The 15,102-nt window shown below is 36.7% G+C and carries 12 protein-coding genes and 1 pseudogene; 4 read left to right on the top strand and 9 right to left on the bottom strand.

From position 1 onward, the window contains the following. Window positions 1-313 precede the first annotated feature (313 nt). From P2Q73_RS04095 to P2Q73_RS04060, 8 genes and pseudogenes are all read right to left on the bottom strand, one after another. Entirely contained in the window at window positions 314-2,518 is a 2,205-nt protein-coding gene (locus tag P2Q73_RS04095; RefSeq protein ID WP_275784198.1) for an outer membrane protein assembly factor BamB family protein, read from the bottom strand. A 139-nt stretch (window positions 2,519-2,657) separates the two neighbouring features. Continuing rightward, window positions 2,658-3,938 carry an aminotransferase class I/II-fold pyridoxal phosphate-dependent enzyme gene (locus P2Q73_RS04090; RefSeq protein ID WP_275784195.1) on the bottom strand — a complete coding sequence of 427 codons (1,281 nt, stop codon included), beginning with the start codon at window positions 3,936-3,938 and terminating at the stop codon, window positions 2,658-2,660. A 100-nt stretch (window positions 3,939-4,038) separates the two neighbouring features. After that, on the bottom strand, window positions 4,039-4,791 hold the full coding sequence (locus P2Q73_RS04085) for an exodeoxyribonuclease III (protein ID WP_056830644.1): 753 nt from the start codon (window positions 4,789-4,791) through the stop codon (window positions 4,039-4,041). Window positions 4,792-4,904: 113 nt separating this feature from the next. After that, a complete protein-coding gene (locus P2Q73_RS04080; RefSeq protein WP_275784192.1) occupies window positions 4,905-5,429 on the bottom strand; it encodes a Rossmann-fold NAD(P)-binding domain-containing protein in 525 nt (174 codons plus the stop codon). 229 nt (window positions 5,430-5,658) lie between these two features. Further along, complete coding sequence (locus tag P2Q73_RS04075) at window positions 5,659-7,020, bottom strand: FAD-containing oxidoreductase (protein ID WP_275784190.1); 1,362 nt, start codon at window positions 7,018-7,020, stop codon at window positions 5,659-5,661. 498 nt (window positions 7,021-7,518) lie between these two features. Then, window positions 7,519-8,459, bottom strand: a pseudogene (locus P2Q73_RS04070) (ATP-grasp domain-containing protein). Between the two features lie 164 nt (window positions 8,460-8,623). Beyond that, window positions 8,624-10,219: a catalase gene (locus P2Q73_RS04065; protein ID WP_275784188.1), complete on the bottom strand. Its 1,596-nt coding sequence runs from the start codon at window positions 10,217-10,219 to the stop codon at window positions 8,624-8,626. Window positions 10,220-10,300: 81 nt separating this feature from the next. Then, complete coding sequence (locus P2Q73_RS04060) at window positions 10,301-10,891, bottom strand: hypothetical protein (RefSeq protein ID WP_275784185.1); 591 nt, start codon at window positions 10,889-10,891, stop codon at window positions 10,301-10,303. 364 nt (window positions 10,892-11,255) lie between these two features. On the opposite strand from P2Q73_RS04060, the gene P2Q73_RS04055 reads away from it, so the two are divergent. From P2Q73_RS04055 to P2Q73_RS04040, 4 genes are all read left to right on the top strand, one after another. Next, window positions 11,256-11,513, top strand: a complete 258-nt coding sequence (locus P2Q73_RS04055) for a hypothetical protein (RefSeq protein ID WP_275784183.1) — start codon at window positions 11,256-11,258, stop codon at window positions 11,511-11,513. A gap of 31 nt (window positions 11,514-11,544) precedes the next feature. Beyond that, on the top strand, window positions 11,545-12,294 hold the full coding sequence (locus P2Q73_RS04050; RefSeq protein WP_275784180.1) for a gluconate 2-dehydrogenase subunit 3 family protein: 750 nt from the start codon (window positions 11,545-11,547) through the stop codon (window positions 12,292-12,294). A 29-nt stretch (window positions 12,295-12,323) separates the two neighbouring features. Beyond that, window positions 12,324-14,048 (top strand): GMC family oxidoreductase, encoded by a 1,725-nt coding sequence (locus tag P2Q73_RS04045; RefSeq protein WP_275784178.1) that lies wholly within the window; start codon window positions 12,324-12,326, stop codon window positions 14,046-14,048. Between the two features lie 162 nt (window positions 14,049-14,210). Next, window positions 14,211-14,414 carry a twin-arginine translocase TatA/TatE family subunit gene (locus tag P2Q73_RS04040; RefSeq protein ID WP_275784175.1) on the top strand — a complete coding sequence of 68 codons (204 nt, stop codon included), beginning with the start codon at window positions 14,211-14,213 and terminating at the stop codon, window positions 14,412-14,414. Between the two features lie 69 nt (window positions 14,415-14,483). Here P2Q73_RS04040 and P2Q73_RS04035 read toward each other — a convergent pair whose 3' ends face one another. Further along, a complete protein-coding gene (locus P2Q73_RS04035) occupies window positions 14,484-15,002 on the bottom strand; it encodes a GNAT family N-acetyltransferase (RefSeq protein WP_275784172.1) in 519 nt (172 codons plus the stop codon). Window positions 15,003-15,102 lie beyond the last annotated feature (100 nt).

Raw genomic sequence — 15,102 nt, 5'->3', positions numbered from 1 at the left:
CTTAGCCTTCCTTCCTCCCTAGCGTTTCATGTGGGGTCTCGTCTGTCTCGCTTTTCCCGCAGGAGTCGAGCGGACGCTCCTCCAAACCAATAAAATGCTACCTTATTATCTCTATATACTCAGGAAGAATAATCTTGAGGTAATAGAAAATGATGAAACAAAATCAACATAATGAACGAGAACCACTTAGCTAAATGCGTTTTATCTTCAATCTGAGTCATATTTTATGACTGATTTTAAGTAAGTCGAAGAGAAGTTAAAGTAAATAAAAAAGTTCAGGAGAGAAAACTCCTGAACAATTTTATTTTTTACATCAGTTGCCCTGCGGAGATATTACAGATACCACATAATCTGCAACTGCTTCCATCTCTTCCGCAGTCAATGTATCCTTGAATGATGGCATGGATACTCCACCATTCGTTAGTCGTTCTATGACTTGCTCTTTACTTTCGGCAACTTTACTATTTTGTAGATTAGGACCATTGTGGCCATTTGCCCCTTGGTTACCATGACACGCTAAACAGTTGGCATCATAAACAGATATTCCTTTATCAGGATTTGCACTCACTGTTTCACCTTCCGTTGTATCAACTTTTGCCGAATCAGAAATTTTAACGGATGCATCAATTACTTGCCCTTCAGGTAAAGTTCCACCTAATTTAAATGTATAGATTTTATCCCCATGTTTTGAACCTGCAAGGGCGTTTCCTGCGGCATAAATGGTGATATATTGCTCCCCATCAATTTCATACGTAATAGACGGCGCATTTGCACCTGCATCCATCATATATTCCCACACTTGTTCGCCAGTTTTAGCGTCAAAAGCGATTAAACGACCATCATTATGACCTACAAACACAAGATTTCCAGCAGTTGTTAACACACCGCTATAGGCTAGAGCATCCCATTTTTGTTGCCATGCTATTTTATTTGTTTTTACGTCGATTGCAGTAACTGTCCCTCTTGTCGGTGCATTTTGAACAGGTCCAAAAACGCTACCAAAATACGCGTCACCTTCCTTAAACTCACTTAATTCACTTCTTTCGAATGACATGTAGTGGTCATTACCTAATACATAAAAATACTCGGTATCAGGATTGTAGGCGGATGGTGGCCAGTTTGCTCCTCCAAATGGTCCAGGTTTAAGTGTAATTGGCACATCCCAAAACGGAGTGAAGATACTTCCAATTTGACCTGTAAATGCTGGGTCTAAATCGTTTTTTACATCTTCTTCAGTTACACCTTGTGGGACAAATGCATCTCCGACTGGAAACGGTTGAGTGGCAGCTGTTTTTTGACGTTCATCTTGTGGAACTGGTTTTTCTTCAATTCCTACTAACGGGGTACCATCCGTTCGGTCTAATAAATATACCCAACCAGTTTTACCCGCCTGCCCAAGACCTTTACGCATCTGTCCGTTCATTTCTACATCAAATAAAATAACTGGGTTGGTAGGATCCATATCCCAAATATCATGATGCACTTCTTGGAAATGCCATATATAATCTCCATTTTCTGCGTTCACTGCTACGATAGAATTTGCGTATAGATTATCCCCTTCACGACTACTACCATCTAAGTCAGGTCCTGTATTTCCAGTCGCAAAATAAATATAACCAAGCTCCGGATCTACTGATGGTGTATTCCATACTGGTCCTCCACCAGTTAACCAAGCATCATTATCAGAAGGCCAAGTATCCCCTTCAATATCCCCTGGTCCTGGAATTGTATAAAATCGCCAAACTTCAAATCCTAAATCAGCATCATATGCCATCACACGTCCTCGAATTCCATACTCTCCACCAGAAACGCCTGTGTAGACTTTACCATTATAATAGAGTGGTGCACTTGTAATTGTATAACCCTCTTCCCACTCTGCTACTACTGTTTCCCATAGAAGTTCACCTGTTTTTTGATCGAGAGCGATTAAACGAGCATCTAACAATCCCACGTATACTTTGCCATCACCAACCGCAACACCTCGTGTTGTCCATCCGCAACATACTGTATCCATCTCTTGTGGGATATCTGGTTTATATACCCAGACTTGTTCTCCTGTTTTTGCGTCTATAGCGAAAACGTCATTAGCCCCAGTCGCTATATACATCACTCCATCCACTACTAACGGAGTTGCTTCACCTGAATATTTTCCCTCTGCACCAGATCCACCTAAACTACTTACCCAGGTAGGTTTTAAATCGCCAATATTTTCTGTTGTAATCTGATTCAATGTGGAATAACGTCTATTAAAGTAATCCCCACCATGCGTCGTCCATTCTGTTGAAGCATAATCCACTTTTATATCTGGATTAGATGGACTTGGCGCAACTTTGGTTTCTTTCTCTGGTTCTTCTTTCTCTGGTTCTTCTTTTACTGTTATGCCGACATACGGAGCTTCTTCGTTCTCTTTATCCAAGTTTTCATAAGCTGCTACTAGATATATCATTAATAAAACTACAAAAACAATTAATGAACCTATAAAGATTTGTGCCCATACTGATAACCCTCTGCTTCGCATCTCTTTCCCCCTTAATCTATTAAAATCCTATTCAATAGTTTATGTTTCAAGTTCAAGATAAATGTTAACGCTTTCATACTATAAATAAAAAAACTGCCCATGAGATTGAACTCATGAGCAGTTATATATAAGTCGTTTCTTATTTAGTTAGGTCTTTGCAACCTGCATAGATTAAATCAAATAATTCTTCGATATCTGATTCCTCTACACATGAAAATGCAACACGAATATCGGTTTTATTACTTGCAATGACACCTACTCCATACTGTTCCAACAAATGAAGTCTTAACGTTTCAGCATCAAGATTGTTTAATTTCAAGCACATGAAGTAGCCAGAGTTAAATGGATAGTACGTCCAATAAGGTGCATACTTTTCATTCGCAAGTACTTGTTTTGTTTTAACCGCTCTTCCTTGCATGATTTGGAACTTCTCTTCTTTTTCTTTTAAAAATTCTTCTGATTGAAGTGATTCCAAAAGAATCGTTTGAGAAATATGAGAACCACTTGATACTGTTCCTCGAATGATTCCTTTTGTTTTTTGTTCTAGCGCATCCAATACATCTGGAGTAGCAGCATACGTAATAAATCCTACGCGGAATCCCCACACATAATTTTCTTTTGTTGCACCATCAATTTTTACTGGTAAAATATTCGAATGAATTCCAGCTAATAAACCAAATAATGATTCTTTAATCGAATCTTCATAGAACAATCCAAAATATGCATCATCTAATAGAACAACTAATTTTGTCCCTGTTTCAGCAACATCTTTTAATACTTGAACAATTGCTTTTGCATCCTCAATGGAAGGTGTATAGCCAGTTGGATTATTTGGAAAGTTCAATAGCACAATTGCTTTTTCCTTTTGTTTAGCAACCGTCTCACGGAAAGCTTCCACATGGAACCCACCATTCTCATTGAACAATGGAAATGTTTCTACGCTGCCACCTCTTCTAATTTGAAAAACGGTATTATAGTTTCCCCAATATTGTTCTGGTGTAATAAGTACGTCACCAGCATCCATAAACAAATCAGCTGCAATACTTAGACCATGAGTAAGAGCACTCGTCACAATCGGTGTACCAATAGATTTGTCTTTCATAGATGGATTGTCTGCTAGTAGCTTTTCTTTCCAAAGTGAACGAAGTGCCTCTTTACCTTGTGGTGGTGCATAAGGATATATATCTTTAGGGTTATAATCTAGCTTCCCTTGTATATGACGAAAATGCATTGGTTCTCCATTTTCCGTAGCTATCCCGATTGTTGCATTAAAGCGATGCGCTTTTTTTCCAGCTTCCGCACTTTGACTTAAAATACCTTTTGGGTAATATAAGTTCTTCCCTAAGTCAGATAACATTTCATAAATTGCAGGATTTTCTTTTTGCATTTTCTCGTTTAATTGTACGGCTAAAGCATTCATCTATAGGAACCTCCAGAATATTTTATTTAAAAATATTGTACTCTATTTAGCTAAAGTATTATACCCTTTCTCGTAATATATTGAATATTTCTCATCTAAGCTAGTCAATTTCTAAAAGAACAGGACAGTGATCACTGCCAAGTGTGTGAGCATCGATGGATGCACTCTTTAATCTTGGCTCCAATCCTTTAGAAGCAATAAAATAATCAATCCTCCAGCCAATATTACGCTCTCTTACTTTATTCATGTATGACCACCACGAATAAGCACCTTCTTGATTCGGATAAAAATAACGGAAAGTATCTAAGAAACCCTCGGCAAGTAAATCCGTCATTTTACCACGTTCTTCTAAAGTGAAACCTGAATTTCCTCTATTAGATTTAGCATTTTTTAAATCTATATCCTCATGCGCTACATTTAAATCCCCGCACATGATGACAGGTTTTAGCGAATCCAGTTGTATCAAATAGGCTCGCATTTCGTCTTCCCACTCTAAACGATAAGCCAGTCTCGTTAAATCGCGCTTCGCATTTGGAGTATAGACATTTACTAAGAAGAAGTCCTCAAACTCTAGTGTAATAATTCTACCTTCATCCTCCGACTCAAAATCCCCCACTCCATATCTTACGGAAAGTGGTTTAATCTTTGTAAATACCGCTGTTCCCGAGTAACCTTTTTTCATTGCATAATTCCAATACTGTTCGTATCCATCTAACTGCAAATCAATTTGTCCTAACTGCAGCTTCGTCTCCTGTATACAAAAAATATCCGCATTCACTTCATAAAAATAATCTAAAAATCCTTTTTGCACACAGGCTCTTATTCCATTCACATTCCAAGAAACTAATTTCATTCCTATTTCCTCCAAAAATAAAAACCCGATCCATTGACCAGGTCACTCTGTCTATATTAAACCATTTTCAATTATACTGTTACCTTAGTAAGTATGTAAAATTGTCGACCCTATTAAGTCGACAGCTCCCCAATTAAATTATAAGAACGTCCTGATTGAATCGACTGGATAACTCCATTCGCTATTTCATTATTCGTTAACCATCTTTTCCTATTATTTTCTCTTTGAAATCCTAATTGAATAAGATGATAACCAATCTTTGTGGATGGTTGATATTGCGTTCGAAATTGTTGTGCATCGCGTTGACTTCCTATTATGTGCCAAATGCTACTTTGGTCATCTAACAATCTATATATAGTTTCAAGTGAAGCTAATCCATCTTCGTGCAGCCAAATTACTAACTCTGTATATTGGCCGTATTTGTGGATGTTATTTTTCAATAATTTTTGCAATGTATTGGAATCACAGTAATCTACTAAAATTTCTTTAATATTATCTGGCTTTGAACAAGAAAATTTCATTCGATTTAGTTTTTCTTCATTTCTCGCAACCACTGAAACAATACAGTCGTTTTCCGCATACCACTTTGTAACTTCCGCCAGCATTCCTGTACCACCAATTATGCAAATATGCCTCATCCTCGTTTTCTCCTTGTCAATTTATTATTAAAGGGTGAACCATCATAAAGTGGTTCACCCTTTTTTACTTTTTCGACATTCTTAATAAAACAAAAATTGCAATTGCTAGTACAAACAATCCTAATAAGATAACTAATGAAATAGCACCAAAAGCAAGTAAACCCATCTCAAAACACTCCCTTTATACTTCTATTTTATAGAAGTTAGATAGGGAGTCAATGCATACTCGTTATTCCACTTTCGAAAACAAATCATTAAGCGATTCACTCATAGTTGGGTGTGTAAAAACCGTTTCTCGTAAAAAAGTGTAAGGAAGCTTTGCATCCATTGCTACTTTTACAATATTAATCATTTCACTGGACTCTTCACAAAATAATGTACATCCTAAAATCTCGTTTGTTTCGGGATCGATAAGCGCCTTTAACAATCCATTTGTCTGTTCAACAATACGAGCCCTTGGTATTCCTGCTGCGGGCATACTCACAACTTTATAGTCTATCCCCTTTTCCTTTGCCATGTTTTCATTAAGACCTACATGAGATAATACAGGTTCAATGAAAACAGAATAAGGGATGTTATTTCGTTCTTTTTTCGTATAGGACCCGTCACCAAATAACTCGTTTTTTACAATTCGAAAATCGTCTAACGAAATATATGTAAATTGTGGTCCTCCATTTACATCGCCTAAAGCCCAACTATTATTTGCGGTAGTTTTAAGCGAATCATCCACGACGATTGCTCCACGATCGTTGACTTTAATTGTAGTATTCTCAAGCCCTAATGCTTCTGTATTCGGCTTTCTTCCTGTCGCAAGTAAAATTGCATTTCCAAATACTGAATTGCTTTTGTTACTTTCTTTGTAAGTAACAATTACTCCATCATCCTGATTTTCTACAGATTCTACATTGCTATTGGAGATAATTTTAATATTTTTTTCCTGCATTACTTTCAATGCTTCCTGTGCGATGTCACGGTCTTCCTTCGGTAGAAAATCCTTATTCCCATCGATAACCGTTACCTCAGAACCGAAGTTTGCATACATGACAGCAAATTCTAATCCAATATAGCCCCCGCCAATAATAATTAGTTTTTCTGGAAGCTCCTCACGCTCTTGAAGGGTTGTGGAATCATATATAAAATTTGCATTTTCTAGTCCATCTATTTTTGGGATAATTGGTGTGGCACCAGTATTAATAAAGAACTGCTCCGCCGTTATTTCAAGTTGTTCCTCCGAAGTCTTCACTTGAATTTTTTCATCGTTTAAGAAGATAGCTTCACCTGTTATCACTGTAATATTTTCTTGATCATCTAACAGTTGAAAATTTTTATTTCGTAATAAAGAAGTTAACTCATCTTTTTTAGCAATAGCATTTTTGTAAAACTGTTCTTTCGGTGTTTCAGAATATTTTCTTTTGTCCGCTGAATGAACGAGTGATTTAGTTGGGATACAAGCAATGTTAATGCATGTGCCTCCATACATTTTAGAAGACTTTTCAATAACCGCAACCTTCTTCCCATGCTTTGCAAGCTCAGAAGCAAGTGTTTTTCCACCTTTACCAAATCCAATTATAACTGCATCATAATTTTTCAAATTAAAACCTCCTACCCTATCTGTTTCCTCTTTAGAAGTCCTTTAAACGAAAAAGCTCATTACAAGTAAGCGATTCTTGAGATACTCCCGGGTTTCCTGAGATACTCTTGAGATTTTCTGGGATACTCCCCGAGATTTTCTGAGATGCTCCGAGATTTTCTGAGATACTCCGGGAATTTCTGAGACACTCCGAGATTTTCTGAGATACTCCCAGATTTTCTGAGATACTCCGAGATTTTCTGAGATACTCCGAGATTTTCTGAGATACACCGAGATTTTCTGAGATTCTCCGAGATCTTCTGAGATACTCCGAGATTTTCTGAGATACACCCGAGATTTTCTGAGATACTCCGAGATTTTCTGAGATACTCCTGAGATTTTCTGAGATTCTCCACGATTTTCTGAGATACTCCCCGAGATTTCCTGAGATACTTCGTGTTTTATAAGATCAATTAAAAAAGACTACTTCCAATTTACGAAAGTAGTCCGTATATAACATCAAGCATTAACTTTTGTATTTTCTAACGCTTTCCCTAAAAATTTAGCAAGTTCCAACATTCCATATTTCTGTTTTTTCGCTTCTGCATCTGCATTGTAATTAGTATTAGTGTTCACATCATACGTATAAACCTCGCCATTTACATCTTGTATAAACTCTATTCCTGCCACATCAATTTTATTTACTTGGAGAAATGATTCATATCGCTCAATCCAAGAAGCATCTATATCCTCTTTAATCTCAAACTTCATTGCTGGTTCTTCTCCAACAGGACAGAATGCATCTCCAATTTGACAAGAATCTGCGGGACATAGTTCAAATCCTTCCGAGGTATCTACTCTCACAGCATATACATATTTTCCGCCAACAAACTCTGCTCTTGTAATATAGGATTCTGGTGATTGGATATACTCTTGAATTAACGTGATTCCATCCACTGGTTCTTCAAACAACGGACCATTCACATACGCTTCTAAAGCTTCAATCGTTTGAAATAGTTGAACACCTAGTCCTTTACCAGCACGATTATGCTTTGTGATAAATGGCATTTTCCCAAGTTTTTGTGCAGCTAAAATAATTTGTTCTGCTCCTACTGCAGCAATCGTTTTAGGTGTTTTAATGCCACTTGCTTCAAGAGCAGTGTACTGATTAATTTTACTCAACTCTAAATTTAATGCCTTTGTTCCATTAAATACAGGTCGTCCATGGAACTCCAGCCAAGCAAGTACTCCCCCTGCCAACTCAGGTGCATACCGATGTCCTCTTGTATGAGAAGAAGCACTCATTCTATTGTAAAATACACCTTGTGGAGGTTCCGAAGTTAAATCTACAATTCCTTTATCAAGATGCCAAGATTCAAAGGTAGATTCAATTCTTCTAATCGTTTCGTTAAATGAACAGTCCACTCATCATTTTCATGGATAATATATATTTTTGACATAGTATTAGCTCCTCCTTATTTAGTATAGTACTCTGAAAAAATTCTCATTAAAATAATACCTATTAAACTTATAGTATTTATACTATTTCATTCCTATAAAGTCAATTTGTAAATTCTTAAAAAAAGCCTCGCTTTCTAATTCTTAGAAAGGGAGGCTGTCTTAATTAATATGGCTCTGCTTCGTTACTCTTCTGAATTGCCTGTTCTGGTGCTTCATCCCCATCAATATTGCCAAGTGGTTTGTTGGTTGACCCACCTTTTGGTGCTTTCTTTAAACCTTCTCTTAGATGATGACCATAATCTTTATCGGCTTCTTCTGCAAGAGCAATCATTCTTTCTTGTATTCTTTTATCACAGCTAGCAAGATCATTCACGAGATTGGAAATAAGTTCTGCTCTTTCCCATTCCTCGAATCTACGGTAAGTTTCTCCTGCTTGCTTCGTGTTGCTTTGACGATCTATCGATTGACGTACTAAATTTCCATTAATCATCGGTGTATGTTCTTCACCAATTTGCTCTGCTTCTTGCAATCCATCTAAAATAGATGGCTCATAATTGATATGAGGATTTTGGAATGTACCCATGTCCCGTTTGTAAGACATTTGACCTCCACTTTGATTGGTTGCTACACGTTTTTTTGGTGCATTGATTGGTAATTGTAAATAATTCGCTCCTACACGATGTCTTTGTGTATCGGAATAAGAAAAAGTTCTTCCTTGAAGCATTTTATCATCAGAAAAATCGAGTCCATCTACTAATACACCTGTTCCAAAAGCCGCTTGCTCGACTTCATTAAAATAGTCTTCTGGATTTCTATTCAAGACCATTTTCCCTACAGCCTTCCAAGGAAATTGATCCTCTGGCCAAAGCTTTGTATCATCCAGCGGATCAAAGTCCAATTCAGGATGGTCATCATCACTCATTATTTGCACGAGAAGCTCCCACTCAGGAAAATCCCCTTTTTCAATCGCATCATATAAATCCTGTGTCGCGTGATTAAAGTTTTTTGCTTGAATCTCTTCAGCTTCTTTTTGAGTCAAATTCCGAATTCCTTGCTTTGGCTCCCAATGGTATTTAATAAGGACTGCTTTACCTTCCTTATTCACCCATTTGTAAGTATTTACCCCCGAGCCTTGCATCATACGATAATTTGCAGGAATTCCCCATGGAGAATAAACAAACGTTACCATATGAAATGATTCCGGTGAACTGGCACAAAAATCAAAGAAGCGCTCTGAATCTTGGATATTTGTAACTGGGTCTGGCTTAAAGGCGTGAATCATATCAGGAAACTTCATCGCATCGCGAATAAAGAAAATCTTTAAATTGTTTCCAACCAAATCCCAGTTACCATCTTCTGTGTAGAATTTTACAGCAAATCCACGAGGATCTCGTAATGTTTCTGGAGAATGCCCGCCATGAATCACGGATGAAAATCGAACGAAAACGGGCGTTTGTTTCCCTTTTTCTTGAAATAACTTAGCACGAGTATATGTTGAAATTTCTTCCTCACCAACTTTACCGTAAGCCTCAAAGTAGCCATGGGCTCCAGCTCCCCGAGCATGTACGACACGCTCTGGAATACGCTCTCTATCAAAATGACTAATCTTTTCAATGAAATCATAATTTTCAAGGGTTGCTGGGCCTCTATTACCTACTGTTCTAATGTTTTGGTTGTTGGTAATTGGATGCCCTTGTCTATTCGTTAGCGTATCCTCTTCCTCAATATTCGTTTCCAAGTTAGATTGATCTTTTTCCACACTTCATCCTCCTTAAAGTTATATAGATTTTCATACTTCTATATACTTTCCCGATTTTGAAGTAAATATTCCCATTAAAGATTAATGTTGCATGAAAAACGCATACTTATCCCATGCATTAACTTGTAGTGACTCTTCCATCCCTCTTTTGCTAGATACATACGTTTGTAGTTTTCCTTTATATATAAGTTCTAAGCTGGAAAGTTGTTCAAAATGATGAGGTTGAACTAAGCAAGGAGGAACATGTAACTTTGTAGATTCACACTCACTCAAAATAGTTGCAACAAATTGTGAGCAGAAAAAGGCATGCTCTCGTTCCAATTTTAGTTGCATCGCCACACCAAATAATCCAATTAAATTATATTTATAAAGCTCTTTTTGTCGTTCCATTTGACGGATTTTATTTTGCATTCGATTAAATTCTTGGGTGGTCACCTGGCATTTATAAATCGCACATGTCGCATGCTTAAATAGTCCATTTGTAGCTTCCTCTTTAACAAATCCTCCGTTAAAAGGATTGTTTTTATTTTTCCTACCAAAACTATACATTTCATATAGCTCTTCATCAAAAGCAATAGATGTATGATTCATTTCTTTTCTTGTATATACACCTATAGCCTTTGAAAACAAAGTACCCGTATTACTTAACATAATGTAAATGTTCTTCTTCATTTCCCTCACCCCGTTCACAGGAAACATTTTGCCCCCGAATCTTCTATTCTAATCATCCATCATTCGCAATTTTTTCCAAACGGGCTTGAGAAGGAAAGAAAATACGTCTCGAGACGTATATCTTTTAACATGTCCTAACACGAAACAATAGTATCACACCCTTTTAGGTCTCACGACTAAAAATTATATTTATTTCATATGTAATTCCTATTATCTATTTGAATATTTTAAATTCACTTTCTATACAACAGTCCTAACGATAATGTCGATTGAGTAGTCATTATGTATCACTTTAATGATTGTTGCTTTGTCACAATATTGTTAAACTTTCATTGTTTCGATTTATATGTAAAGGAGAAGTAATGTGACTCAATATAACAGAGAAGAATTATCCCTACTAAATCAAGTGTTCTTCGCTTTATTTTTAGTAGCTGATTTTGCCCTTTTTCTTTATTTCTATCATACCGAGTTTCCTTGGTTTGCATTAATAGGATTCGGGATTGGGCTATTCATCATTGTCCTTTGTTGGAAAGGGAAAAAATATACATACTTTCTTGCATCTTTACTAGTGTGTACTGTTTTATTTTCATTAGTTTATAATTGGCACGCAATTATACACTAATAAGCTCAATTTATATTAGGAGGGTTAAATTATGTCAGAACAAGAAAAGAAAAGTTCTATTTTAGATAAGCGTTCTTCCAGACGAAAATTCATAAAGAATTCTGGATTAACAGTCGGTGGTCTTGTACTAGGGGGGGCTATTGGAAGCCTCGTTGCAGGAAAACCCGAGAATATAACGAAAGCAGTTGATGGAGCTAGTCATGCAACTGTCGATTATAGTGAAACTCGTCAGTTTTTCGTACGTCAAAAGGATTTTGAGGCACTTAGTGCTGCTACCGAAATTATTTACCCCGAAGATGAACATGGTCCAGGTGCCATTTCACTAGGTGCACCTTTCTTTATCGATAAACAATTAGCTAGTCCTTGGGGAAGTAATGCAGACGATTATAGAAAAGGTCCTTTTCAAAAAGGGGAAATCGCTCTAGATAAGAGTGAGATTATGTTACAAGGCGTACGAAAACTAAATGAAGTTGCAGAAAAAGAGCATGACGGTACAGTTTTTAAAGATTTAACAGAAGAACAACAAATTGCTATTTTAACATCCTTTGAAGCAGGAAAAGTAGAAATGGAGCTAGTCAATTCAGCTGCGTTCTTCGGTTTACTTAGAACTCTTACGTTACAAGGTTGTTTTGCAGATCCTCTATATGGAGGTAATAAAAACATGGCTGGTTGGAAAATGAAAGAATTTCCTGGTGCACAAATGTCTTATACAGCTTATTTGGATAAAGATGAATTTGTTTTAATAGATCCTATTAGTTTAGGTGGACATAAGCAACATTAATAATTAGTTATTACTAGGAGGCTATTGTGATGGTTACAAAATTACCTAAAGTTGACGTAGTTACAACAGGTATGGGTTGGACAGGTGGTATCATTGCTGCTGAACTAACAAAAGCTGGCTACAAAGTAGTCGGTTTAGAACGTGGTGTAGAAAGAACAATCGAAGATTATTTACATGGACACGATGAACTAAAATATAATATTCATAAAGAATTAATGCAAAAATTAACGAAAGATACGATTACTTTTCGAAATAAATTAGATGAAGTTGCTAAGCCAGTTCGTGACGAAAATGCATTTGTAGTTGGTACTGGTACTGGCGGTGGTGGTGCACACTGGGGTGGACAAACGTATCGTTATTTCCCGTACGACTTTGAAATACGTAGTAAAACTATAGAGAAATATGGAGAAAGCAAAATTCCTGATGGGGTAACAATCCAAGACTGGGGACTTACATATGACGAAATTGAACCATATTATTCAAAGTTCGAACAGATGGCTGGTATTTCTGGCGAAGTAGATCCACTTGCGGGACCACGTTCAATCGATTACCCTACACCACCATTAAAAAAATTAACTCAAATGAAAATGTTCCATGAAGCAGCAGAAAAGCTTGGCTACCATCCATTTGTTGTACCAACAGCTAACGTTTCAGAAGCATATACAAATCCAGATGGGGAAACATTAAATGCATGTCAATACTGTGCATTCTGCGGTAACTACGGCTGTGAATATGGAGCAAAGGCTGACCCAATCGTAACAGTGATTCCAACTGCGAAAAAAACTGGTAACTTTGAGCTTAGAACAAATGCTTTAGTAACACGTGTTTTATATGACGGAAAAAAAGCAATTGGGGTTTTATACAAAGACACTCGAACTGGTGAAGAATTTGAACAACCAGCTGATGTTGTTGTTTTAACAAGCTATATTTTTAATAATGTACGATTATTATTGTTGTCTGGCATCGGAAAACCTTATAACCCAAAAACAGGTGAGGGTATAATCGGTAAAAACTATACCGATCACCATACAATTACTGGGGCAATTGGTTATTTTGAAGAGAAGAAATTCAATAGTTACATCGGTACTGGGTCACTTGGATCTGCATACAACGACTTCAATGCAGACAATTTTGACCATAACAATGTAGACTTCATCCATGGCGGACAAATTGAAATGCACTTAATGGGCAACGAACCTATTGCAAATAATCCAGTTCCAATGGGTACGCCAATGTGGGGGAAAGAGTTCAAAAAAAATTCCTTACACTATTATTACCGAAATTTAATGGTCGTTTCTCAAAGAGCAATCTTGCCTCATAAAAATCATTATCTCGATTTGGATCCAACCTACAAAGATGACAATGGGGATCCATTAATACGTGTAACTTTCGATTACACAGAGCACGATCATAAAAGAAATGAATTTTTAGTCGAAAAATGCGCTGAAGTAGTGAAAGAAATGGGTGCTGACATTATCGATACAATTCCAATGGCCGAGCACTTCGGAGGACGATTTACTTTCCAACATGATGCTGGAGGTGTCATTATGGGTGACAGTCCTGAAAACTCTGCAGTCAATAACTACTTACAAATGTGGGATGTAGATAACTTGTTCGTTTGTGGAGCTTCCGCTTTTCCTCACTTTGGACCTACAAACCCAACACCAACAGTAGCAGCGCTTACTTATCGTGCTTCAGAAGGAATTATTCAGTTCTTGAAAAACGGTGGAGGTCAATTAAATACTGCAAAATAAATACAATTCTCTATCAGAATTAGTCAACGTTTTTCTGGATAGATTTTGTTGCAGATAGAAGTTGCATCCGTTACCATAATGGTTGTAGAGACTCTCTTTCTTATTTTTCTTGCTAAGTGTGTTATATTAAAAGGGATTCCATTTATAGAAGGAGGAAATTCCATGCCAAATATAGGGATACCGGGTTTAATACTCGTTTTGATTATAGCTCTTGTCATCTTTGGTCCGTCAAAGTTACCTCAATTAGGTAGAGCTGTTGGACAAACATTAAAAGAATTTAAAACTTCTACTCGAGATATTATAAATGATGAAGAAAAAGATGATAACAAGCTAGAAGCGAAAGAAACTCATATAGAGAAAAAATGATTATACTAAAACCAGCTATTTTTATGAATAGCTGGTTTTGTATTTTAGAAAATAACAAAGGGAACGAGCTTAATCTTCTTGATGATAGGATACAGAGTAAACAAATACATCTTTATCCCATTTATGAACAGTCTTTTCTACTTTCATACCGATTCGTTCAGCAACTTTAATTGATGGAAGATTATTTACATCAATTAATGAAACCATCTTCCGTAATCCCATTTGTTCGAATCCATAATTTTTGCAAGCTAATGCAGCTTCGGTGGCATATCCAGTTCCCCAGAAACGTCTAACAAACAGATAACCAATCTCCATTTCAACTATTCCATCTATTTCTTGAGGAACAATTCCACATTGTCCAAGAAACTCCCCAGATACTCTATCCTCTACTACCCAGATTCCTACTCCGTGCTTTGCATAATTATTTATTGTCCATTCAATCCAATCAATCGTCTGCTTTTCGTTTTTCGTGGATGGATAATATTTCATTGCTTCATGGTCTGCGAATATTTTCAATAGACTCTCCATATCATCTCTATTCATTTTCCTCAATACTAATCTTTCAGTACTCAGTATGAAATTATCCATTTATCCCCCTCCTCAGCACGTATTAAAAGCTTCATCAGAAAACACATATTTATTAGTTCAATAAAAAAATGCATAATCCCTCCTTAGATACATGCACCTT

This window comes from Bacillus sp. Cr_A10 (genome assembly GCF_029222665.1).
GTDB lineage: Bacteria > Bacillota > Bacilli > Bacillales_A > Planococcaceae > Psychrobacillus.
This window is presented reverse-complemented; position numbering and strand designations above follow the sequence as displayed.

Bases quoted from the DNA above. Each gene is read 5' to 3' on its own strand.
- P2Q73_RS04095 (WP_275784198.1), bottom strand. From the start codon at position 2,518: ATGCGAAGCAGAGGGTTATCAGTATGGGCACAAATCTTTATAGGTTCA.
- P2Q73_RS04080 (WP_275784192.1), bottom strand. From the start codon at position 5,429: ATGAGGCATATTTGCATAATTGGTGGTACAGGAATGCTGGCGGAAGTT.
- P2Q73_RS04090 (WP_275784195.1), bottom strand. From the start codon at position 3,938: ATGAATGCTTTAGCCGTACAATTAAACGAGAAAATGCAAAAAGAAAAT.
- P2Q73_RS04035 (WP_275784172.1), bottom strand. From the start codon at position 15,002: ATGGATAATTTCATACTGAGTACTGAAAGATTAGTATTGAGGAAAATG.
- P2Q73_RS04040 (WP_275784175.1), top strand. From the start codon at position 14,211: ATGCCAAATATAGGGATACCGGGTTTAATACTCGTTTTGATTATAGCT.
- P2Q73_RS04060 (WP_275784185.1), bottom strand. From the start codon at position 10,891: ATGAAGAAGAACATTTACATTATGTTAAGTAATACGGGTACTTTGTTT.
- P2Q73_RS04045 (WP_275784178.1), top strand. From the start codon at position 12,324: ATGGTTACAAAATTACCTAAAGTTGACGTAGTTACAACAGGTATGGGT.
- P2Q73_RS04050 (WP_275784180.1), top strand. From the start codon at position 11,545: ATGTCAGAACAAGAAAAGAAAAGTTCTATTTTAGATAAGCGTTCTTCC.
- P2Q73_RS04085 (WP_056830644.1), bottom strand. From the start codon at position 4,791: ATGAAATTAGTTTCTTGGAATGTGAATGGAATAAGAGCCTGTGTGCAA.